General features: G+C 38.8%; 19 protein-coding genes. 2 read left to right on the top strand and 17 right to left on the bottom strand.

Annotated elements, in window-relative coordinates; translation table 11 throughout:
• Positions 1-92 precede the first annotated feature (92 nt).
• The 10 genes from trpA to ACNI3T_RS03655 all read right to left on the bottom strand — a co-directional run bounded on the left by trpA (position 93) and on the right by ACNI3T_RS03655 (position 8,459).
• Complete coding sequence (gene trpA, locus ACNI3T_RS03700) at positions 93-857, bottom strand: tryptophan synthase subunit alpha (RefSeq protein WP_418226679.1); 765 nt, start codon at positions 855-857, stop codon at positions 93-95.
• Between the two features lie 3 nt (positions 858-860).
• Positions 861-2,042: a tryptophan synthase subunit beta gene (gene trpB / locus ACNI3T_RS03695; RefSeq protein ID WP_418226678.1), complete on the bottom strand. Its 1,182-nt coding sequence runs from the start codon at positions 2,040-2,042 to the stop codon at positions 861-863.
• Between the two features lies 1 nt (position 2,043).
• Entirely contained in the window at positions 2,044-2,742 is a 699-nt protein-coding gene (locus tag ACNI3T_RS03690; RefSeq protein ID WP_418226677.1) for a phosphoribosylanthranilate isomerase, read from the bottom strand.
• 8 nt (positions 2,743-2,750) lie between these two features.
• Complete coding sequence (gene trpC / locus ACNI3T_RS03685; protein ID WP_418226676.1) at positions 2,751-3,542, bottom strand: indole-3-glycerol phosphate synthase TrpC; 792 nt, start codon at positions 3,540-3,542, stop codon at positions 2,751-2,753.
• A 12-nt stretch (positions 3,543-3,554) separates the two neighbouring features.
• Entirely contained in the window at positions 3,555-4,547 is a 993-nt protein-coding gene (gene trpD, locus ACNI3T_RS03680) for an anthranilate phosphoribosyltransferase (RefSeq protein ID WP_418226675.1), read from the bottom strand.
• Positions 4,544-5,161, bottom strand: a complete 618-nt coding sequence (locus ACNI3T_RS03675; RefSeq protein WP_418226852.1) for an anthranilate synthase component II — start codon at positions 5,159-5,161, stop codon at positions 4,544-4,546. Before ACNI3T_RS03675 ends, trpD begins: the two co-directional genes overlap by 4 nt.
• Positions 5,162-5,171: 10 nt before the next feature.
• Positions 5,172-6,566, bottom strand: a complete 1,395-nt coding sequence (locus tag ACNI3T_RS03670) for an anthranilate synthase component I family protein (RefSeq protein WP_418226674.1) — start codon at positions 6,564-6,566, stop codon at positions 5,172-5,174.
• A 217-nt stretch (positions 6,567-6,783) separates the two neighbouring features.
• Entirely contained in the window at positions 6,784-7,353 is a 570-nt protein-coding gene (locus ACNI3T_RS03665) for a YceI family protein (protein ID WP_418226673.1), read from the bottom strand.
• Between the two features lie 16 nt (positions 7,354-7,369).
• The gene (locus tag ACNI3T_RS03660; protein WP_418226672.1) at positions 7,370-8,023 is read right to left on the bottom strand and encodes an NAD(P)H-dependent oxidoreductase; all 654 of its coding nucleotides are present in this window, start codon (positions 8,021-8,023) and stop codon (positions 7,370-7,372) included.
• Complete coding sequence (locus tag ACNI3T_RS03655) at positions 8,001-8,459, bottom strand: MarR family winged helix-turn-helix transcriptional regulator (RefSeq protein WP_418226671.1); 459 nt, start codon at positions 8,457-8,459, stop codon at positions 8,001-8,003. Before ACNI3T_RS03655 ends, ACNI3T_RS03660 begins: the two co-directional genes overlap by 23 nt.
• Before the next feature lie 137 nt (positions 8,460-8,596).
• Between ACNI3T_RS03655 and ACNI3T_RS03650 the strand changes: the two genes are divergently transcribed.
• Together ACNI3T_RS03650 and ACNI3T_RS03645 are read left to right on the top strand one after the other, a co-directional pair.
• Positions 8,597-8,911 (top strand): rhodanese-like domain-containing protein, encoded by a 315-nt coding sequence (locus ACNI3T_RS03650; protein WP_418226670.1) that lies wholly within the window; start codon positions 8,597-8,599, stop codon positions 8,909-8,911.
• A 157-nt stretch (positions 8,912-9,068) separates the two neighbouring features.
• Positions 9,069-9,752 (top strand): outer membrane beta-barrel protein, encoded by a 684-nt coding sequence (locus ACNI3T_RS03645; RefSeq protein ID WP_418226669.1) that lies wholly within the window; start codon positions 9,069-9,071, stop codon positions 9,750-9,752.
• Between the two features lie 46 nt (positions 9,753-9,798).
• Here ACNI3T_RS03645 and ACNI3T_RS03640 read toward each other — a convergent pair whose 3' ends face one another.
• The 7 genes from ACNI3T_RS03640 to ACNI3T_RS03610 form a co-directional block, all read right to left on the bottom strand.
• Complete coding sequence (locus ACNI3T_RS03640; protein ID WP_418226668.1) at positions 9,799-11,622, bottom strand: sodium:solute symporter family protein; 1,824 nt, start codon at positions 11,620-11,622, stop codon at positions 9,799-9,801.
• A 270-nt stretch (positions 11,623-11,892) separates the two neighbouring features.
• Entirely contained in the window at positions 11,893-12,741 is an 849-nt protein-coding gene (rlmF, locus tag ACNI3T_RS03635) for a 23S rRNA (adenine(1618)-N(6))-methyltransferase RlmF (RefSeq protein WP_418226667.1), read from the bottom strand.
• Between the two features lie 60 nt (positions 12,742-12,801).
• A complete protein-coding gene (locus ACNI3T_RS03630) occupies positions 12,802-14,223 on the bottom strand; it encodes an exonuclease domain-containing protein (RefSeq protein ID WP_418226666.1) in 1,422 nt (473 codons plus the stop codon).
• Between the two features lie 102 nt (positions 14,224-14,325).
• Entirely contained in the window at positions 14,326-15,447 is a 1,122-nt protein-coding gene (locus tag ACNI3T_RS03625; protein ID WP_418226665.1) for a PepSY-associated TM helix domain-containing protein, read from the bottom strand.
• Positions 15,448-15,507: 60 nt separating this feature from the next.
• On the bottom strand, positions 15,508-17,883 hold the full coding sequence (locus tag ACNI3T_RS03620; RefSeq protein ID WP_418226664.1) for a TonB-dependent siderophore receptor: 2,376 nt from the start codon (positions 17,881-17,883) through the stop codon (positions 15,508-15,510).
• A 165-nt stretch (positions 17,884-18,048) separates the two neighbouring features.
• Positions 18,049-18,180, bottom strand: a complete 132-nt coding sequence (locus ACNI3T_RS03615; protein ID WP_322302070.1) for a hypothetical protein — start codon at positions 18,178-18,180, stop codon at positions 18,049-18,051.
• 67 nt (positions 18,181-18,247) lie between these two features.
• Positions 18,248-22,989, bottom strand: a 4,742-nt coding sequence (locus tag ACNI3T_RS03610; protein ID WP_418226663.1) for an alpha-2-macroglobulin family protein, incomplete at its 5' end; no start/stop codon positions are given.

Here is a 22,989-nt window from a genome sequence, read left to right as displayed (position 1 = left end):
CAATTGGTCCTGCCATAACTAAAATTTTTATGATTTACTCTAAGATAAGGACATGTAGTCTAAAAAGCTGCCAAGAAGCTGTTACAATTAGGTTAAAGCTTGATAGGTTCAACGAATTTTGAAATCTTTGAGGTTCCCTCGCTATCAAGATGTTTGATAAAAGCACTACCAATGATTGCACCTTTGGCAAATTGAGTTGCTGCCTTGAAAGTCTCCCGGTCTTTTATACCGAAACCTACAATTTGAGGATTCTTTAAATCCATTTCATGAATTCTTCGGAAATAATCAGTAGTTTCATTTCCAAAGCCTGAAGTAGATCCGGTGACACTTGCACTACTCACCATATAGATAAATCCATTAGAAATGGAATCAATAAACCTGATTCTTTCTTCTGAAGTTTGAGGAGTGATAAGAAAAATATTGATCAATCCATATTTCTCGAAAAGCGCCTGGTATTCTTCATGGTAAACATCTACTGGAAGGTCTGGGATAATAAGTCCGTCAACTCCTATTTCTGCACATTTTTTACAAAATTCTTCCACTCCATATTGTAGCATAGGATTAAAATACCCCATAATGATCAAGGGGATTTCAACTTTAGACCTGATCTCTTTGAGTTGATCAAAAAGCTTTTGAGTGGTCATCCCATTTCGCAGAGCTTTGGTCGAACTTTCCTGGATAGTAGGCCCATCTGCCAGTGGATCGCTAAAGGGAAGTCCGATCTCAATAAAGTCAACACCGCTTTTTTCAAGGTCAACAATGATCTGTTCAGTATCATCAATGTTTGGAAAGCCTGCACTAAAATATATGGAAAGAAGTTTTTTGTCTTCTTTTAATTTCTCCTGAATTCTATTCATTTTCTATAAATTGAAATATTCAATATATGTGTTCAAATCCTTGTCGCCTCTGCCTGATAGGTTGACCACAACGATATCATCCTTCTTAAATTTTCGGTTTTCAAAAACAGCCAGGGCATGGGAAGTTTCTATAGCGGGGATAATTCCTTCCAGTTTAGCTAGTTCTAAACCAGCTTTCATAGCTGCTTCGTCTGTAATGCTGATAAATTCTCCTCGTTTGCTGGTGAAAAGGTTGGCATGCATTGGTCCAACTCCCGGGTAATCCAGGCCAGCTGAAATACTATAAGGTTCAGTAATCTGTCCGTCGCCGGTTTGCATTAAAAGCGTTTTGCTACCGTGAATAATTCCGGGTTTTCCCAATGCTGAGGTTGCAGCACTTTCCCCTGTATCAATTCCTTTTCCTGCTGCTTCCACTGCGATGATCCCTACTTTTGGATTATCGAGATAATGGTAATAGGCTCCGGCAGCGTTGCTACCGCCACCAACACAGGCGATAACATAGTCTGGATCTTCTGTATTCTCCTTTTCCATTAACTGGTACTTGATCTCTTCAGAAATAACACTTTGAAATCTCGCTACCATGTCTGGATAGGGGTGTGGTCCAACTACCGAGCCAATGATATAGTGAGTATCTACAGGATTATTGATCCAGTCACGAATTGCTTCGTTAGTTGCATCCTTTAAGGTACGGCTACCGGATTTCGCAGGAACCACCTTAGCTCCTAGCATTTTCATCCTGGCAACATTTGGAGACTGCCTTTCAATATCCACCTCGCCCATATAGACAATGCATTCCATTCCCATCAAAGCGCAAACTGTTGCCGTCGCGACACCATGTTGTCCTGCTCCGGTTTCAGCAATGATCCTCTTTTTTCCAAGTTTTTGCGCCATGAGGATCTGCCCAACTGTGTTGTTAACCTTATGCGCACCAGTATGGCACAGATCCTCACGTTTTAAATATACCTTGGTTCCATAATGCTCGCTAAAGCGTTTTGCATAGTATAAGGGGGTAGGTCTACCTACATATTCTCTCAATAGATCATAAAACTCTTCCTGGAATGAATCCTCCTGCATGATCTCGATATACCTTGAACGCAGTTCTTCTACGTTAGGATACAGCATTTCAGGAATATAAGCTCCGCCAAAACCCCCGTAATATCCTTTTTCATCAACCTGATAGCTCATCTTATGAATTTATTTTTTGTTTGAATTCTTTTAATTCTTTCAGTTTTTTTAATCCGGGTTTCAATTCGAATTTACTATTTACATCTACGGCATAAAGAAGGTCTGGTTTTCCTTCCCTATAGAAATGATTTTTCAATTCGGCAATTGCTTCCCCATGTTCGGGCCCAATACCGCCACTAAGGAAAAATGGTGTGTTAGAAGGATATTCTTTTAAAATCTGCCAGTCGAATTCCTTGCCATTACCCCCTCGTAAAACTCCTTTAGTATCAAATAAGAAATAATCTGCGATACCCTCAAATGCCTGCATCTTCTGAAAATCAAAATGGTCGCCAACACTAAAAACTTTTATCAACTCTGGAGTGCTGCCATGTTGCTGAAAAAGATTCTTCAGCTTTTGACAGAATTCTGCCGACTCCTCCCCATGCAACTGAATTGCATCAAGATTGTGCTGCTTTGCAATATCCAGGATCCTGGAAACTTCTTCATTAACAAAAACTCCTGTTTTTTTGATCTCAGCAGGGAGTTCAGGAAGTTTTCCTTCAAAATAGCGGGGAGATTTTTCGTAAAAAATAAAACCCATGTAAGTAGGTTTTAAATCTGCTACCTGCAACATGTTTCCAGGTTGCTGCATCCCGCAAACTTTAAGACTCAATCCAGAACTTTGTCCTGAGGCCGGTGTTGTTAAGTTTTGTTCCTGCATAATGTGACTTATGACTTCCTGTTAATTTCGTTTATAAAATCTTTCGCAGCCTTCCCGGGATCCTCTGTTCTCATAAAATTTTCTCCAACTAGAAAACCCTGATATCCAAAATCTTTAAGTTCTGCGATTATATTTGGATCGCTAATTCCACTTTCTGATACTTTCACGAATTCGTCTGGTATATGTCTGGATAGATCTTTGGAGTTTTGGATGCTAACTTCAAATGTTTTGAGATTCCTATTGTTCACCCCAATCATGTCTACGTTTGCTTCAATTGAATTCTCCAGTTCCTCAAGATCGTGTACTTCCAGTAAAACATCCATCCCAAGATTTCTCGCAAAAGTCGCCAGACGTTTCAATTCTTCAGTCGGTAATACCGCCGCAATAAGCAAAACTACATCTGCTCCAAAAGCCTTCGCTTCAAGAATCTGGTAGTCATCTATCATAAAATCCTTACGCAAGACCGGCATTTCCACAACAGCTCTGGCGTATAAAAGATCTTCCAGAGAACCTCCAAAATATTTACCATCAGTAAGGACAGACATACCGCAGACTCCGGCAGCCTGATAGCCACTTGCCACATCCTGTACATTAAGATCGTGGTTGATGACCTGCTTGGAAGGTGATCTTCTCTTATGTTCCGCAATGATACCGCTGCTTGAATTTCTTAGTTTGTCTGCCAGTGAAACCGGATTTCTTTGAAATAAAATCGAATTTTCAAGCTGTTCTACTGGGAAAATCGACTTTTTCAGGCTCACTTCCCTACGTTTATCAGCAACAATTTTATCTAGAATATTCATAATCTCAGCTTATTATTTACTTAAGTCCTGTAATTTTTTGAAACATTTAAACGCGTTTCCCGATGCAATGGATTCTTTTGCACGGGCGAAACCATCCTGGGCACTTAGATTTTCGACAGTAGCGATGGCCATACCGGCATTTGCGCATACGACATTCTCTTGGGCCTGTGTTCCATTGCCTTTCAGAATATCGGTTAAAATTTCTGCGGAAGATTTAATCGAACCACCTCCTGCAATTTGTGATTGTTGCAATTCTGAAACTCCAAAATCTTCTGGCTTCAACATACTTTCAGAATCGTTCCGAATGCTTTTGGTCTCACAGGTTAACGAAATTTCATCGTAACCATCAAGAGCATGGAGAATCGTGTAATTTTTATCGGTATTTTGATAAAGATACGCATACATTCGCGCCAGCTCCAAACTAAAAACCCCTACCAGTTGATTCTTGGGAAATGCTGGATTTACCATAGGACCGAGCATATTAAAGAATGTTTTTACAGCCAGACTTTTTCTTACCGGTGCAACGTTTTTCATCGCGGGATGGAATAGTGGAGCGTGTAAAATGCAGATATTGGCCTCTTCCAGAGTTTTCTGAAGAAATCCCTGGTCACTACTAAACTTGATGCCAAGATATTCCATGACATTGGAGCTTCCACTTACTGAAGATACACCATAATTACCATGTTTGGAGACCTTAACTCCGGCGCCTGCAGTTACAAATGAGGCAGTTGTTGAAATATTGAAAGTATCTTTTCCATCACCTCCGGTCCCACAAAGATCCACGGTGTTGTAATCCTTGAGATCTACCTTTACACATAGTTCAAGCAATGCATCTCTGAAACCTTCCAGTTCCTGGATGGTAATACTTCTCATCATGTAAACCGTAAGAAATGCTGCGATCTGTGTTTCTGAATATCTCCCTTCAGAAATATTAAAAATAGCCTGTTTTGCCTCGCTGGTCGTTATAGTTTCGTGACTAATTAGCCTGTTTAAAAGATCTTTCATGAAGTTTTTTGCTCGTTTTCCTTATTCTGAAGTGTTTCTGGTGAAAATTCATGTTCAACCCAGTTTTTTATCATCTTTTTACCATTTGGTGTCAATACAGATTCCGGGTGAAACTGAACTCCCCGAACATCAAATTCTCTATGTCTTAAAGACATGACCTCACCTTTTATATCATAACTGGTAGCCTCCAGCTGTGGTGGAAGCTCCTTCGCAACTACCCAACTGTGGTATCTTCCAACTTCCAGTTCTTTTTCCAGTCCTGAGTATAAATATTCATCTTCGACGAAAATCTCAATACTGGTAGCGACGCCATGATAAACCTCTTTAAGGTTCAATAGTGTGCCACCATAAACTTCGCCTATTGCCTGCATACCGAGACAAACCCCCAGAATACTTTTAGTAGCGCCATATTCCATGATGATTTGCTTTAAAAGCCCTGCCTCATCTGGAATACCCGGACCCGGGGAAAGCAATATTTTATCATAATCAGCCACATCCTCCAGGTCAAGCTGGTCATTTCTCTTCACGGTCACCTTACAATCCAGTTCTTCAAGATAATGAACAAGATTATATACGAAAGAATCGTAATTGTCTATAACAAGGATCTTTTTCATCTTTTCCATTCTAAATTTCTTCAGCTATTTCCAGAGCTTTGGTAAGTGCTCCCAGTTTATTATATACTTCCTGTAATTCATTCTCAGGTTTTGATTCTGAAACGACTCCGGCACCTGCCTGGTAATGCAATTCGTGATTTTTACTTACAAAAGATCTAATGATGATCGCATGATTGAAATTGCCTTCAAAATCCATAAAACCAATCGCGCCTCCATAAGCTGAACGATTCACATTTTCGAATTTTTCAATAAGTCGTAATGCCATTGGTTTTGGAGCACCGCTTAAAGTTCCCGCAGGAAAAGTGTCTGCAACGATCTGTGGTGTTGGAACATTGGCGGCGATCTTTCCGGTGACTTTGCTAACTAAATGAATAACATGAGAAAAGAATTGAATTTCGCGGTAATTCTCAACGACAACATCGCTTCCATTTCGGCTTAGATCATTACGTGCCAGATCAACAAGCATCACATGTTCCGAATTTTCCTTGCGATCTGCGGCGAGTTCTTTGGCAAGCTCTGCATCTTTTTCATCATTCCCGGTACGCTTAAAAGTTCCGGCAATTGGATGAATTTCAGCTCGACCCTCGTTTACTATTAATTGGGCTTCAGGTGAGCTTCCGAAGATTTTAAAATTTCCGTAGTCAAAATAGAAGAGATAGGGGGAAGGGTTCACATTCCTTAGCGCCCGGTAAACATTGAATTCATCTCCCTTAAATTTCTGAGAGAAACGTCTTGAAAGTACCAGCTGGAATACATCACCACGCTGGCAGTGTTCCTTAGCAGCTTCTACAACATCACGATATTGATCATCGTTCAGATTAGAGTAGGGCTGCTCGGTTCTGGAAAAATTATACGATGCGAAATTCTTAACCTTCAGCAGTTGTTCAATCTCCTCCAGTTTGGATTCAGATTCATAACTATGGTCGAAGATATACGCTTCGTTCTTGAAGTGGTTGATCGCGATAATGTTTTGATATACTGCATAATAAACATCCGGGATTTTTAAATCCTTTTCTTTACGGTTGATCTCAACATTTTCGAAATACCGAACGGCATCATATCCTATATAACCAAATATGCCATTATTAATAAACTTAAAATCTGAAGCATCAGCTTTAAAGCGCTTTGAGAACTTCTGTATCGCAGCAGGAACTGAAACGGTTTTATCGATTTTAGTAGTTTGAACCGTACCGTCTGGCAGACTTTCAGTAATAACATCATTTTCTACCTTAAAAGAAGCTATAGGATTACAGCAGATATATGAAAAGCTATTATCACTTGCGTGATAATCACTGCTTTCTAGCAAAAGACTGTTTGGATAACGGTCGCGAAGCTTCAAATAGATACTTACCGGAGTGATAGTATCTGCAAGGATCTTTTTTGAAGTTGTCTTTAATTCGAACATTGAATCTTAATTTTTTTAAATAAAAAAAGGCTTGTCGTGAGACAAGCCTTATATATCTATATATGAAATGGCGTATCAGCTCACGATTTATTGCGTAAGTTGCTCCACCACCAGTTATGTGTATTCGTTATAAACATAGCTTCAAAGATAGAAATCAATTATTTCTTATCAAACTAAATTTTAAAAAGAATCCCAAAGATTTACTTTGGGAGTCAATTTAGAATTTCAAATTGATATCAAGGTCAAAATTATCATAGATAGTCTTGTCTCCAAGATTGTCAAAGAAACTACCTGACCCGTAACGAACATCATATTTGGTTCTATCAATAGTTACCTGTGTAGTAGCCGTATCACCGTTCATAGTAAGATCAAAAGTTAAGGGGTGTGTTTGTTCCTTAATAGTAAGGTCTCCTACAATTCCATATTTTCCGTTACCTTTAGATGCAGCGCTGGTGATTACAAGTTTGGCTGTAGGGTGATCACTCGTTCCAAAGAAATCATCAGACTTTAAATGACCTTCAAGTTTTTCTTTACTGTCACCAGATAGGTCGGTCACTGTAATAGTACTCATATCCATTACAAACTCTCCTCCAGTGATCTTATCATCTTCCATCATCAGGTATCCGCTTTCCAGCTGAATAGTTCCTTCATGAGATCCAGTCACTTTCTCCCCGGTCCAGGTTATAGTGCTTTCAGAGGTTTTTACTTCTTTTTTTGAATTTGTAAATGCTACAGTAGTCAAAACTACTACCATAATTACTACTGAATTAATTAATTTGTTTTTCATGATGTGAGTTATTAAATTATATGAAATGAATTAGATCTGAAGTTGATTTTCTAACCTTTGCAAGGTGCTGATACTGATCTTCAGCGCTACGATATCCAATAGGAGCGATTACTGCGGTAGTTAGATCTTTATTTTCAAGCTGAAGAATTTCATCAAACTTTTCAGCATTGAAACCTTCCATTGGGCAGGCGTCTATCTTCATATGAGCAGCTGCGGAAAGTAAGTTACCTAAAGCTATGTAAGCTTGTTTCGCAGCCCATAAGTCCTGCTTTTCCTGAGGCAATTGAAGCGTCGTGTTCTTAATCATGTCTTCCATTCCTTTAAGATCTTCCCGGGACATGTTTCGTGTTGCCGCAATATTATCTAAATAAGTGTCAACATACTTTTCAGTTACCTTAGTAAGATTTGCGAAAATTACAAGATGAGATGCTTCAGTGATTTGGGTTTGATTCCAGGCTTCGGCTTTTAGTTTTTCTCTTAGCTCTGGATTTTCAACTACAATTACCTCATAAGGCTGTAAGCCATAGGACGAAGCGGTTAATTGAACGCTTTCTAATAATTGATCAAGGTCTTCGCTACTAATTTTTTTCTCGCTATCAAATTTCTTTGTAGCATATCTCCAATTCAGGTCTTCGTTGAATCTTGTTTTACTCTGTGTTTCTAAGCTCATTTAATTTATTATTTAAATCTGTTATTTCCTTTGTTGTCAAATTTTCTGAAAATCTATTCTCCGTTGATTCTACCAATGGATCAATCTCTTTTAGAAGTTCCTGTCCAGTTTCAGTAATGGTAATCTCAACTTTCCTTCTATTAGACGGACAAGTAATTCTCTGGCAATATCCTTTTTCGATCAGTTTGTCCACAAGTCTAGTGGTATTGCTCATCTTACTCACCATTCTTTCCTGAATGGTACCTAAGTTGGCAGGTTTACCTTTTTGACCTCTTAAAATCCTTAGAACGTTGAATTGTTGTGGGCTTATACCGAAAGGCTTTAAAACATCCTGCATTTGATCGCTCAAATGATTCGCAGTCACAATAAGATTAAGAACCAGTTTTTTGGTTTCAGAAATCTGACCGGAAGTTTTTAAAAGATTCTCTATTTTCATTTGTTGTTACAACATTTGTATGTACAAATATAATATTTTTGTTCGTACATGATAATAAAATATTGTTAAAAGTAGGATGGAAGACTTTTTGGTTTTTAAGCAATCCTATCTTTACGGTAACCAAAAACTTAAGTAACATGAAAGAATTATCACAGGATGAATGGCAAAAGAAAGCCCAAAATGATGATAAGGCAGTTCTACTGGATGTGAGAACAGAAGAAGAAGTTGATGAGGGATTCATTCCAAATTCTAAGAATATAGATATATATAAAGGTCAGGAATTTGTGGATGAAGTAGATAAACTTGATCGTGACAAGCACTATTATATATACTGTCGCTCTGGAAAAAGAAGTTCTCAGGCCTGTACCTTACTAGATCAAATGGGCTTCGCAGAAACTTATAATCTTGCTGGCGGTTTCTCGGAATGGGAAGGCGAGAAGGAGACAAATTAAAATATTCAGAATCAGATTAAAAGCGCCACTTGTTGGTGCTTTTTCATTTTCAGTAATACTGAAACACCTGTTTATGCGTTAAAAACTTAAACCGGATTATTTGATTAGTCTATTTAATTGATATATTTAACCCCGATTGACCTCGAATTAAAGCATCATGAATAAATCTTTATCTTTTTTAATTACAGCGCTATTGTTCGCTACGAGTCTAACAGCCCAGGATTTTAGCTTCGGAATAAAGGGAGGACCTAGTTACTCCTCAGGTGGTACTATCACCGGAAATAGTTCGAATGGATTATATTTTGACGGTGTAGTGGAAGCTGAATCTGAGATAACTTTTCACGCCGGAGCCTTTTTCGAAGTAAGATTCGGAAAATTCCTACTTAGACCAGAATTTATTTACAGCACCATGGAAACGGAATTTCCTTTTCCAACAGCACCTTCAATATACGCAGTTGATAAAATTAGTGTACCCTTGCTGGTCGGTTATAACGTTTGGGGACCAATTGATATATACGCAGGACCGGCTTATCAGAACATTTTGGACTCATCCTTAGAAGGAACTGAACCGCCAGATCTGGAAATAGTTGCGCAGAACTCTCCGCTTAGTGGGCAGATAGGGATCAAAGGCTCATTCGGAAGATTTGAACTTGATTTGCGATATGATCGTTCTTTATCTTCACAAGAAAATCAGGAAGTAGATATAGTAAATGCCGATTATGGAATTAATCGAGCTACTTTTAATGATACGAGATTGAACCAGATCATGTTGAGTATCGGCTTTAAAATCTTCGATAGTTCAGCTAATCCTGGTAGAAGAAAAGGCGGTTGTTATTTCTAATTTGATAAAACATAAAAATTATAAAGGGCTCCATTGGAGCCTTTTTTTATAGTACCTGTGTTCGGATCTTAATCCAAAGCCTTCTTAAGACAAATGCTAGAATTAGAACAATACTAGTGGTAATACCTGCCTTGAAGTATTCGCCGTAGATCCAGTACCCGGTGCTGAATAGTGCGCTGTATACTACAAAACAACCAAGTATGGTAGCTAATATTCCGGATGGAACATTCCAGGAATTATTCTTACCATCTGCAATTCCATCCATACCTATTGCTTTCCATCCCGGTCCACCGGGCTGTGTACGTTTATAAAAGTTAATGAGGACCTCTTTTTTCTCAGGTTTTGTAAGGAATGTAATCAATAACCAGGATAAGGTAGTGAAGCCAACCACAACGGGATATGTTGCCCAACCAGGGAGTAAACCTGCTAATTTGGTGTTTGTGGCATTATCCACACCTCCAAACATATAAATACCTACACCGGTAAAATTGAAAACTACCGAAATAACTCCTGAAACCAACATGGCTGTAATTTCACTCCAGGCATTGATTCGCCACCAGAACCAGCGGAGTAAGAAGATGAGGCCGGTTCCTGCACCAAACATTAGTATAATATTGAATAACTGTAGCGCATTCTGCAAAACCAGGGCCATGAATGCACTAATGAGCATGAGTACTACAGTACTTATTCTTCCAACGTTAACAAGTTCTTTTTCTGTAGCAGTCTTTTTAATATATCGGGAGTAAAAGTCGTTCACAATATAAGAGGATCCCCAATTTAAATGTGTGGAGATAGTAGACATGTATGCAGCAACCAAAGAAGCAATGACCAACCCTAATAGGCCTGCTGGTAATTTCGTTAGCATTGCAGAATAGGCCAGATCCTGTCCAAGCTTATCTTCACTTACATTAGGAAAGGCTAACTGAATGCTATCCAGATCAGGATAAACGATCAGAGAAGCGAGAGCCACGAGAATCCATGGCCATGGTCTTAAAGCGTAATGAAGCACGTTGAAAAAGAAGGTAGCACCAATTGCATGATTTTCATTCTTCGCAGCCAGCATTCTCTGGGCTACGTAACCACCACCTCCAGGTTCTGCACCAGGATACCAGGCGCTCCACCATTGAACTGCCAGTGGAATAATTAATAAAGTGATCAGTGCTTCAGTGTTGGAAAAGTCTGGAAGCATACTAAGTTTACCTGAGACATTTTCGTGGGTTAGCAAATTTTCAAGTCCGCCCACTTCAGGTAAGTTCACACAATAATATGCTGCTCCAACACCACCGATAATTGCTGTGAAAAAAAGTATGAAATCTGTGTAAACTACTCCTTTGAATCCTCCGAGAGTACTAAATATAACTGTAACGATTCCAGCTAGTGCCAAAGTTTCGATGGCAGAAAGACCAAGCATCACCTGGCCAATCTTAATAGCAGCAAGACTTACTGCTGCCATGGCCATCACATTGAAAACGATACCTAAATATAGTGCACGGAATCCTCTTAGAAACTTCGCAGGTTTACCACCATACCTTAATTCGTAGAACTCAATGTCTGTATCAACATTGGATTTACGCCATAATCTGGCATAAACAAACACAGTAAGAAGGCCGGTTAGTAGAAATGCCCACCAGACCCAGTTACCGGAAACTCCGTTATTACGAACAATGTCAGTCACCAGGTTTGGGGTATCAGTAGAAAATGTGGTCGCCACCATAGAAACACCGAGTAGCCACCAGGGCATCGTCTTGCCAGATAGAAAATATTCTTTGGAACTTTTACCGGAGGTTTTAGAAACATAAAACCCAATTCCCAGGGTAAGCGCGAAAAAAGAGAAAATAAGGATATAGTCTATTGTAGCTAATTCTATCATTTTAAGAGCATCGTATTTGCTACAATAACGAAAATTAATTCGATATATGTAAGAGCTATATCAGCATACAATAAAAAAGGGATAACTATGTTATCCCTTTTTCGGTTGGTTAGTTAAAGAATAAGGTAATTATACACCTATGCTATACTTACTCGATAACCAAAACTTTAAGCTTTAAATTTAGACTTTTTTATGGAAATATCTAATAGTGGTTTACACTTAAAATATAATTGTTTGCGAACAGTTTGATACTTGAAAAGTCTCTAAGTTTCAAAACTTCCAGGCTACAAATCTTGTCTTTTTGTTTCCTAAATTCATGGAAATTATTTCAAAATCTGCATTGAGTTTGTTTAACTGTTTTTCTATTCCTGGTAAGTTTTCCTGTTTTGAAACCAGTGAAGTGAACCACTGAACTTTTTTGTTCACGCTTACACTATCTCTTATCATTCTCTTTAGAAATAAAGCTTCTCCGCCACGGCACCAAAGCTCATTGGAACGTCCTCCAAAATTTAATCTTCTGGTCTTAATTCCAAGATTGGTGTTTTTTCGGAAATTAGCTTTATTAGCTTCTTCTGCGGAGTCATGGAAGGGTGGATTACACATACTGAAATCAAAAGACTCTTTTTCTTTGATCACATTTTTCAAGATGGATCCACGGTCCTCCTGTAATCGAATTTCTATTTGGGATTGAAGCTTATTGTTGATGACGTTTTTCTTTGCTGCTTCAATAGATTTAATTTCGATGTCACTACCGAGCATTTTCCAGCCCATATGTTTTGCAGCAAGAATGGGGTAAATACTGCTGGCTCCCACACCAATATCCAGTCCTGAATAGTATTCTTTACCAATCTTATTATCCAGAAAATCCTTGAGATGTAACAAATAATCCATTCTTCCGGGAATTGGAGGACAGAGATATCCCTGTGGAATACTCCATTTCTTCACCTGGTAATGGTAGCTTAAGAGTGCTTTGTTTAAATTGAGTACAGCTTCAGGAATACTGAAATCTATAGTTAGATTATCATATTTATTTCTGAAGACATAAGGTTTGAGTTCGCTATTGACCTTAACTAATTCGGTGAAATCGTATTGTTCCCTGTGAGGATTATCTGGATGCATAAATTCTTTTCAGGAGGTAAAAATAGGCGAAATATAAATGTCTCAACGGTAATCAGGCATCTATCCAAACCAAAGATCATTTTCCACCAATTCTTCGGAAGAATTTAATTTTACTGGAGAGAGATTTTTCTTCGTGTTCAAATACCGACTTACAATGCGATCTGCATAGCTGGAAGTTTTAGCTGGAACCAAAAAGTTCCGGAATTCATCAGGATGGTTAAAGTCATCTGAAGGTCCAATGTACCCATAGCCGGCATACTTTCCTTTATCCAGATAAATAAAACTTTTTTCACCTTTAGTTCGACCTTTTTCCATCAAAAGGCAGGACTCATCATAAGTGCCAATAAAATCTACTGCTTTGGCGACCCGGGTATTATATTCAGTAACTGAAATCCCTTCTTTACAAACTCCGCTACAGGCTTCCAGTTTGTAATGATTACAAGCGGAAGTAGCGCTTTGCAAGCCAGTATATTTAGGGCAGAGATCAAAATCCTTACACAGGTTTTCTAAAAAACTTACCGCTTCTTCACGGGTATAGAATTTCATCCAGCTTACCGGTGCAATTTTATTCTTGTGCAATGCAAATACTTCAATGCCTTTTTGATTATGATAGGAGGTGAGCGTATAAGGTCTCGAAAATTTCTTCTGAGCCTTATTATATTTCGGATAAAACTTCAGAATCAATTCGGCTTCACGAAGGAGCGCGAGAAATTCAGAACCAGTCAGCTCATAATCGATGCTATAGGTTTCCTGCATCAACCGGTACTTGCGATTACTACGTTCCTGGAAGTGCGATTTTATTCGGGTTTTTATATTTTTTGCCTTACCAATATATAATGGAATACCGTCCTTATCCCTGAAAAAGTAAACGCCGGTAGATTTCGGAAGCTTTTCAAAATCGGCATTTTTAAAGTGTGGCGGTAAATATTCTGCACCACTTTTTCTGTTCAAAAATTCGGTGACAACTTCGAGTTCCGGATCCAGCGAAAGACAACGTTTTAACAAGATTACCGTTGCTTCACAATCACCCTGAGCACGATGTCTATCGTAAATAGGAATGTTGATGGAGGTACAGATATTTCCCAAACTGTAAGAAAACAAGCCTGGAATTAATTTCTTCGTAAGTCTTACGGTACAAAGACGCTTTCTCTTAAAATCCATGTCAAGCATCGCAAACTCAGCCCTCAGTATATTATAATCGAAGTTCACATTATGAGCGACGAAAATACAATCCTTTGTGATTTGCATGATCTCGTCTGCGACTTCAGAAAACTGCGGTGCACTGCTTACCATTTCATCATTGATTCCGGTAAGACTTTCTATATATAATGGAATGGACTGGCTGGGATTCACAAGGGATGTAAAGGTCTTTGTGACTTCACCATTCTCCAGAATGATCACGCATACCTCTGTGATCCTGTTTCCTTTGATACCGTTCCCGGTAGTCTCAATATCAACAACCGCGTATTTCAACTCCTCCATGGCTGCAAATTACTACAATCTTCAGAAAAAATAAAGGAAAAAATCCAAACTAATGGAATTAATCCAAAAACGTTAATAATTTGAGCATTTGAGCTCAGGCTATTATCTCTGTTTTTTCTTCTTCATTTTATTCAGCCAGATGATGGTTCCAGTCACGGGTAGGGAAGTGGCAATCAGGCAAGCCAGGAAATAGATGATCTTTGATAGAGTTCCAAAAATTTCGCCAGTATGTAAAGGTTTTATGAGAGATGCGACCTGTACATTTAAATCCTTATCGTCAAAAAGTTTCTTTTTTAATACAGATCCATCCCTGTCCAGAACTAACAGATCTGAAGTTGATGGAGACCAGTTGTCATCACCATATTTTCTGATTTCGAACACGTTGGTATCTTCTTGCGGGATACTGATATTTGTTTTGCCCGCATATGTCAACTCTGAATTGGAAATAGTATAGGCTTCTGAAAGTGAAATTATCTCAGAACCTGGCTCTTCAGAAGTGATACCGGGACCACCTCTTCCTCCAAAGATCTTTGTTCCCAGAACCTGGCTACCTGCTTCCCGATACCATTCAAAAGACCAGCAAAGTCCTGTGAGGATCATGATCACTAAAAAAATACAGGAGTAGAAACCAAGAGTATTGTGAAGATCGTGATTAATTCTTTTCCAGTTTGCAGACCATTTAATCTTGAATCCTGGTTTGAAAGCTTTCCATTTCCATTTTTTCGGAAACCAAATAATAATTCCACTGATGGATAGAAATAAAAAGATAATTGTCGCAACACCTACAATGGGTCTTCCAATGCTCGTATCCAAAAGAAGCCAGCGATGCATTCTAAACATTATACTAAAAAATTCATCCAGAGGTGAAGGCTCAGGTTTTAGTATTTCAGCTGAATACGGATCCATCATAAACGTGGTTCCACGACGATCATTCGGTGATGTTTTTACTCGAAATTCATAGGCTTCAGAAGCTTCAGTTGGAATCGAAACAGAGGAAACAGTACCTTTTTCCGACATTCTGGAGGTTAATTCATCAATTGACAACTTTTCCGAAGAAGGAACAACGCGAAGTTCTTCAGCAAAAATTGATTCGATCTCCTTTTCAAAAACCAGCATGGTTCCACTAAAACAAACCAGAAATAGAATAATTCCGCTAGCCAGACCCAGCCAGAGATGGACATCTGTCATAAACTTTCTAAAAGTATAGGCTTTCTTTTTTTTCATTTTTAATAATTATAGTTAGGAACCACGCTGATTAGATTGTTATTTATTTACATCGTTTAATTAGAACCTATAGGAAATTACTCCGCTAAAAGTTCTAGGGTCCGTTTGATTGATAAACCTGGTTCTATAGGCATTGTAACCAATTTCATCAAATATATTATTTGCGAGAATTCTTACATTCCAGTTCTTATCGATCCTGTATGCAGCCTGTAAGTTTACCTGCGTAAGGCTTTCCACATCGAAAGGTTTTTGATTTGGCACGATACCCTGGTGAGTTACTGCTCCGGCAGACCAGTCATTTACAGGTCTCTCACCCGTGTAATATACACCTCCACCAAGAGAAAGTCCTTCAAGATGCTTTGAAAATGAATAATTTGCATAGGTGTTAAAAGTATGCTTTGGTGTATTTAGAGGTGCAGAACCATATACGAAGGAAGTGTGATCCTTATATTGAGCATCTATATAGGAATATCCGGCGATCACTTCCAGATTTTGCAATGGCCGCCCCGTAAGTTCTACTTCAATACCCTGCCGTTGATCGTTTCCACCTTGTTGATAAAAGCCAGTCGCGATCCAGTTTTCGTCATACACCGGAAGGTTGATGTTCTTATTATTTATTCTGAAGAGGGTAAGGTTAAAACGCAACCTGCTGTTGAGCCAGTTCGTTTTGATACCTGCTTCTACCTGATCGTAACGTTCATTCCCCAGTTCTTCTCCATCTTCTCCAATTCTTGCCGCTGTTCTCGGGTAAGAGCTATTGGTGTAAGAAGCAAATAGATTTACATTTTCAAAGGGAGAAAAAATAATTCCAGCAAGCGGATTAAAAGAATCACTTCTATTATTTTCTTCACCGGTAATGGTTTCTACGGAAGAGTAACGTACTCCTAAAAATGTCTTGAACCATTCAGTAAAAGTGATCACATCCTGGGCAACAAATCCTATTGCTTTAGACCTGGCGGCTCCTTCATTTGCTGCTGCGAAATTAATTCTCTGAGGTAATAAACGGCTATTTGAAATATTGAATACATCAATAGTGTCCACTGCTGAAGCAGATTTGCTGAAAGTTTCGTAATTGGTTGTACGATAATCAAAACCAACCTGAAAAGTGTGACTTATGGCGCCGGTTTCGATTTCGTCACCAATTAGATCAAATTGTACCACACTGTTCTTATCACTACGAGTGCTTATTCCGTAGCCACGAGTTCTTTGATTATAGACGGGTACATCGTTTTCCATTACCACATTTCCAAAACTGGCACCCTTGTTATCAAGATCCAGATTAGACCTGTAATAGGCGGCACGAAGGCTAAGTTTTTCACTTAGATCCCTATTGACTCTAATGGCGTAAGTAGTGTTTTCTGTATTATTGCGATCGTTTTCAAAACCTAAAAAGACATCGTATGGAAGGTCGTAAATCGCATTTTGATCATTTTCAGCAAGATTAACTGTTCCTGCATCTGGAGTTCTGCTATCTGAGAAATAATCCATTTCAAGAGTTATCTCTGTTTTATCATCTGGCTTCCATTCCAGCGACGGATTGATGTAGAAGCTCTCGCCAGAAATTCCGCTACGGTAAGAATCTTTTCTTTCTAATGCTGCATTTATTCTGAAGGCAATATTTTTCTGTTCATTTAGAGGGCCATAAACATCGAAAGCTGGTCTAACCAAGCCGTAGCTGCCAACTCTCATCGAAGCTTCGCCACCAAACTGATATTTTGGAGTTTTGGTAACAATGTTCACAACACCGCCGGGACTTCCAAGGTCGGTGGCAACTCCTTGTGTAATGGACGCGGCGCCTTTGAGAACCTGGATGTTATCAACACCCTGCATATCGGTTAAAATTCCTGTTCCTCTAAAATCTGAATGTACGCGCACTCCGTTCTTTAAGATCGGAATTCCACGAAAACCTCTGGAAGAAATACTCTCACTTCGGTTTCCGTAAGTAGCAAATGTGTAAACTCCGGGAACATTCCTTGTTGCTTCTGAAATGCTTAGTGCTCCCTGTTGTTTGATGAGCTTATCTGAAATTACTGAGATACTTTGGATCTGTTCGTAAGGTTCTAAAGGCAATCGGGTAAGGGCCTCGATCTTATCTGGATGGCTAAACCTGTTTCCAAAAACCTCAACTTCCTGCAATTGATCATCAATTTCGAGATCAATATTCAATACAGCCGGTCTATCCCTGAAGTCAACCTTTACTTCGGTAGTCTGGTATCCAATGGCAGATATAGTAAGTTGAAGCTCTTCATCTGGTAAATTGTAAAATCTGAATTCGCCCTTCGCGTTTGCCGAAGTTCCTTTATTTATTTTTTTAATAATAATGGTTGCAAATGGAACCGATTCAGAATTATGAAGTATTTGACCTTTGATATCTGGTTCGCTTTGAGCCCATGTTAGAAACGGTATTGCGAGCAGTAGAAGTAGTAGTTTTCGCACTGGTATTTATTTAGACTAATTATAAACAAGGCGCAAATGTATTCAGATTTTCAAAAAATAAAAAATTGTTTAGAATGATTTTAAATAAAATTTTGAGGCTTGTAGCTTAAGTGGTTGAGGTTCAAAAGAAAAAGCTTTCGCATTGCGAAAGCTTTTTCTTTTGATTTACTGAAACAGATAGAGTAGGATCATGATTCCTATCCCAGTACTTAGAATAGCATACTTCATTAGATTGTAGCTTTTTTCTAAACGTTCGATCTTCTCAGTAAATTCATGGTCTTCGTTCAATCTGTCCATGACATTTAATTTGGGTGCTTCAATATCTAAATATTTTGTTAAAACCCCAAATTACTGCTTAAATTTATTACTGTTGTTCTATGATCTCCACTCGAATTCCGCTGGTATGTCCGGAAAATTCAGGAGCATACATAGATTCTATCGTGCTAATTCCATTCGAGAAGGAACCAGCATTATTGGCTCTTACGGTATATTCAAGAACATAAGTTCCCTTTCGTAATTTATCGAAGAAGAAATGAGTAGCAGCATCTCTGGTGCTTTCATAATAGCTGGTATTATTTTGATACTTGTGTTCACTAATCACGTTTGTTGGTTCAAAACCACTTGCACGCATATCCTTCAAATGAATAAACTCCATATCTGCCTCAGTTCGTACGACTAATCGAACACTTACCAGGTCTCCTACTTTTAGTGGTGTATCAGATTTTATTCTCTTTAGTTCATTATTTCCAGTATTCAGATATAACTCTTTTTCGATATTAAGCGGACTCTCAGAATGAGTTTTAATCTTATCCAAATTTTCAAAATATTGCCAGTAAGCGCCACCATATCCGGCGGTAGTGTTATGATTCTCGATTTGAATATTTCTGAAATCTTCTGAAAATTCTCCGGCTTTCCATGTCGATTTCACATAGCCAGACCCAGCTTCAGCAGGTGTATTACTTAGTGCTTCCATATCCAGCTTCTCTCCGCCAATCATGAATTGAGTATTCGAGGACACTGGAAGTATATCCATTCCCTGCATTAGCAACGCGTAGACCGCTGCAGTGGTAGATTTAGTAGTTTCCCAGTAGTTGGTTCTTTTATTCTGAATTAACCAGATCTTAAGTTCTTCAATTGTTTCTACATCTTTGGAAACTTCAGCAAAAGCCTGAATAATTAGGGCTTGTACTTCAACAGGAGTATTAAATGATCTCCAGCTCGCAGTATTTTCCTTCCAGTACATGCCGTAAGTTTTAGATTTTACTGCGGTCTGTTTCAGCGATTCAATGATCTCCAATGCTTTTGCGGAGTGCCCAAATCGATTTAATATTATTGCCAGTTCAGCCTTTTCTGAAAGATTATAATCTGTCCAGCGTTCCTTTTGATATTCCAGAGCTTTGTCAATGAGGTCTTTTTGTTCAGCCAGAATTGGAAACTCTTCCTGGTGCATGCTTCTGGTTTTTGCATAGGCAAGTACAGTGTAACTTTTATAAAACGCGGTTGAATTTCCGGACTCTCTTCTTCTTTTCTGCTCCATCAATTCCTTATCCAGATAAGCAATCGCATTGGCAAGAATTCTGCGATCGTCCAGCTCAATTTTCATGTTCTTCAGTTTTCCGAAGCCCTCGATGATATGAGATGTGATATAATAATTATCTCTACCGCCGGCAAACCATGGAAAAGCTCCCGAAGAATTTTGCATTCTGCGCAACCTGGTCAACATAGAAGTTAGTTCTTTGTTGATTCTCCCGGTTTCGAACAATAATCCTACTCGTTGTTGCTGTAAACTTTCAGATTCAGCATCCTGTACCCACGGAGTTTCAGCAAGCAAAAGGCTCTTGAGTTCTTCATTTTTCTGAAGATTGCTCACCATACTGGAATCTTTTCTCCATGCTTCATAAACTTCAGCGATCTCAGGTTTTGAGTTCACAATTTTCTGACCAACGGAATTAGCGAAAATCTTCGAAAATATCTGTTCAGAACATTCATGCTCATATTCCATGAGATATGGTAAACTTTGCAAGGCAAACCACGCGGGATTGGAAGTATATTCAAATGTAAACTGATGATTTTCCAGGGTTTCAGAATCATTTGATTTCAGATTCTCAAATTCAAAGCTTTCAGTTTCTCCTGCTCTAACAAATAGCGGTATACTTTCATAAACCAACATCCTATTCTTTAGAACAGGAAGTAAATTTTCTTCTCCATCACTAAAATCTCCAGCTTTCGCAAGGATTCTATAGGTCACGGCAGGAATAGTTTCCGGAACATAAAGTTTCCAGCTTACCACCTTGGTCTTTCCTTCCTGGATCTGGAAAGCTTGCAGCGTTTCAGTATTTCCCATTGGAATATCTACCGGCTCCATCGTCACGGCATCAAACAACTTCAGTACAGCGTTACCGGTCATTGGTTCACTGGAAAGGTTGGTTACTTTCGCCTTAAAAATGATACTATCACCCTCTCTTAAAAATCTTGGTGCATTTGGTACTATGTTTAGATCCTTGCTTGTAGTTACAATTCTCTGCAATTCACCGGTGCTCCAGTTACTGTTATGAGCCAGCAATCGTAATTTCCAACTCGTTAGTGCTTCCGGAGTGGTGAAGCTAAAGGATAAACTTCCATTTTCATCCAGTCTTAAATCCGGGAAGAAAAAAGCTGTTTCCTGTAGATTTGTTCTAGCATCAACATTTTCAAGGTCTTCCAAAGATTTGCTGGTGGTGATAATCACAACACCATCAGCCGCTCTACTTCCATAAATTGCTGTAGCTTCAGCACCTTTTAGAATTTCGACGCTTACTATATCTTTTGAATCTAATTCGTAGTCTTCAACAGGTTTTCCATCTACGATAAACAGCGGACTTCCACTTATGCTTGAGCTACCTCTAATTTTAAATTCGGTGCTCGCCCCAGTTCTGGAAACCTGTACTCCAGCAACATTACCTTTTAAAAAGGCAACAGATTCACTTTCCTGATCGGCATCTTCAACAACTTCTGCCGCTGCCTCGCCATAACCTGTAACTATGACTTCATCCAGGCTGGAAGAATCTGCTTCAAGATCAATAAACACTTCGGTTTCATCACCAAGTTGGTATTCCTGACTTACAAAACCTACAAAACTAAAGGTGAGAAGTGAGTTTTTAGGAGCATCGATTCCAAATTCACCATCAAAGTCTGTCTGTGCGCCAACACTCGAACCTTTGACCGTCACATTTACTCCTGGAAGTGGTTCTCCATTCTCGTCTACTACTCTTCCCTGCACACGAGCTCCGGAATCCGCTTTATTGCTAACTTTTAATGTGCTCAGATAATTCCTGTACTGGTAACTGTTGGGCTGACCAAAATCAAAGCCAAATTGAGAAAGCTGATCAAAACGAAGATTAACTCGTCTATAATAATTATTTCTACCAAAATATCTATACAGGTTGGTGCTTCGACCTAAATTATCAAAATATAAGGATGGATAATTAGATCTGTAAGCACTAAAACCAGTATCTGTATTCCACTCATCCTTTTTAAATTGATCAAGCGAAATATCATACATAGAAGCCAGAACTTCAGCTTCCTTTTTCTCACTAGGAGTTGATACATTGAAACTCCAGGTTTCTTCAAGTCCAGGTCTTATTTTATTTCTGAAGGTTTCCGTAGAGATTTCGAGATCTTCGGAAGCTTTTCTGAAGTTTACCACCTCGCTGAATTCAATTTGCCTGTTGTTTATTACTGAGGAAACAACGAGTTTAAATTCCGGATCTTCCAGAGATTTAAGCGGAATCTTTAATTTTAACTTTCCATCAAGCTTATAGTATTCTCTAAATATAGAAGTTCGACCGTTTCTGAATGCTGAAACACGAATTCGCAAATTATCTATAGGAGAACTGATCTCAACCTGTGCGTGATCATTTGAAGCTAATGTTTCCTTATTGATAATAGTTACGAGAAGATCCTGATCGGTAAAGGCCTTATTACTTTTAGGGTCCTGGATACTAATCACCTTAAGTAATTCTTCTTTTTTATTTTCATGTCGGAGTTCGAAACTTAATAAGTAACTACCGGCTTTCCAATTTCTGGTAGCGATCTCATCCTCAAAATTCCCATCTGAATCAAAACTGGATTCGTACACGGTCTCAAGTTTTTCCCAGTTTTCTGGTTTAGTCAGCTTTCGGTAAGGTTCATTCGGGAATAGTCTTTCGAATTCATCTTTAGAAATAAGTTCAAATTCAGGAGCCTCCCACCATCTTTCCTGGTAATGCTTTTCAGGACTCTTGAGCCTATAGATCTTATAAGTACCCGTCGCAGGCACCTTTTGGTCATTCAGATTTCTTGTAGCCAGATCAATTTTCAGCGTATCGTTAACATAGATCTTTTCTGCGATTTCAAGCTTTGGAAGAAAATTCTTATTCCCGATTTTAAGCGACTGCTGTGCATCTCTCGTTTCTCCACTCACATCGGTCACAGAGGCAGATATGGAGTAGCGATAAACAAGATCACTAAGATTATTGTTCTGGTCTGCCCTGGCTTCAAAAGGAATAATAAAATTCCCATTTTCATCTGTTTCAGTAGTATCAGTTTTAATAATAACAGGTTCTGAATAATAGCTTCTCCACCACGAATAGTGCATTTGTTCCCTGGTAACTGTGTAGGCAACTTTAAGATTTGGAAGCGAGGCACCAATATAAGCTTCAGCAGAACCCTTAAGTTTGATTTCTTCACCCAACTCGTAAGCTTTATTTACGGTGTCAAAACTTACTTCAAAAGTTGGTCGTTTATATTCTTCTACACTAAAATATTTGTAATCATCCTGAAAGTCATCCAATTCATCCCAGAATTTTGAATCGGTTTCATAATATTCTTCGGCATAAATGGAGAACTGACCGGTAAGATTATTGACTGGCAGATCAAAACTACCGGTAAAAGATCCGTACTCATTGGTCTTGAATCTAAATTCATGAATTTCATTGTCGTTCGGGTCATCTACGAATACGTCTATATATTCATTAGGAACTATGCTGGTAGAATCATTTCTATGCTGTAGAAAGACACCCTTAAAATGTACTTTTTGACCGGGACGGTAGATTGCACGATCCAGGAAGAAAAGTACCTTCGCCTGTA

This window comes from Christiangramia qingdaonensis (genome assembly GCF_048381525.1).
GTDB lineage: Bacteria > Bacteroidota > Bacteroidia > Flavobacteriales > Flavobacteriaceae > Christiangramia.
This window is presented reverse-complemented; position numbering and strand designations above follow the sequence as displayed.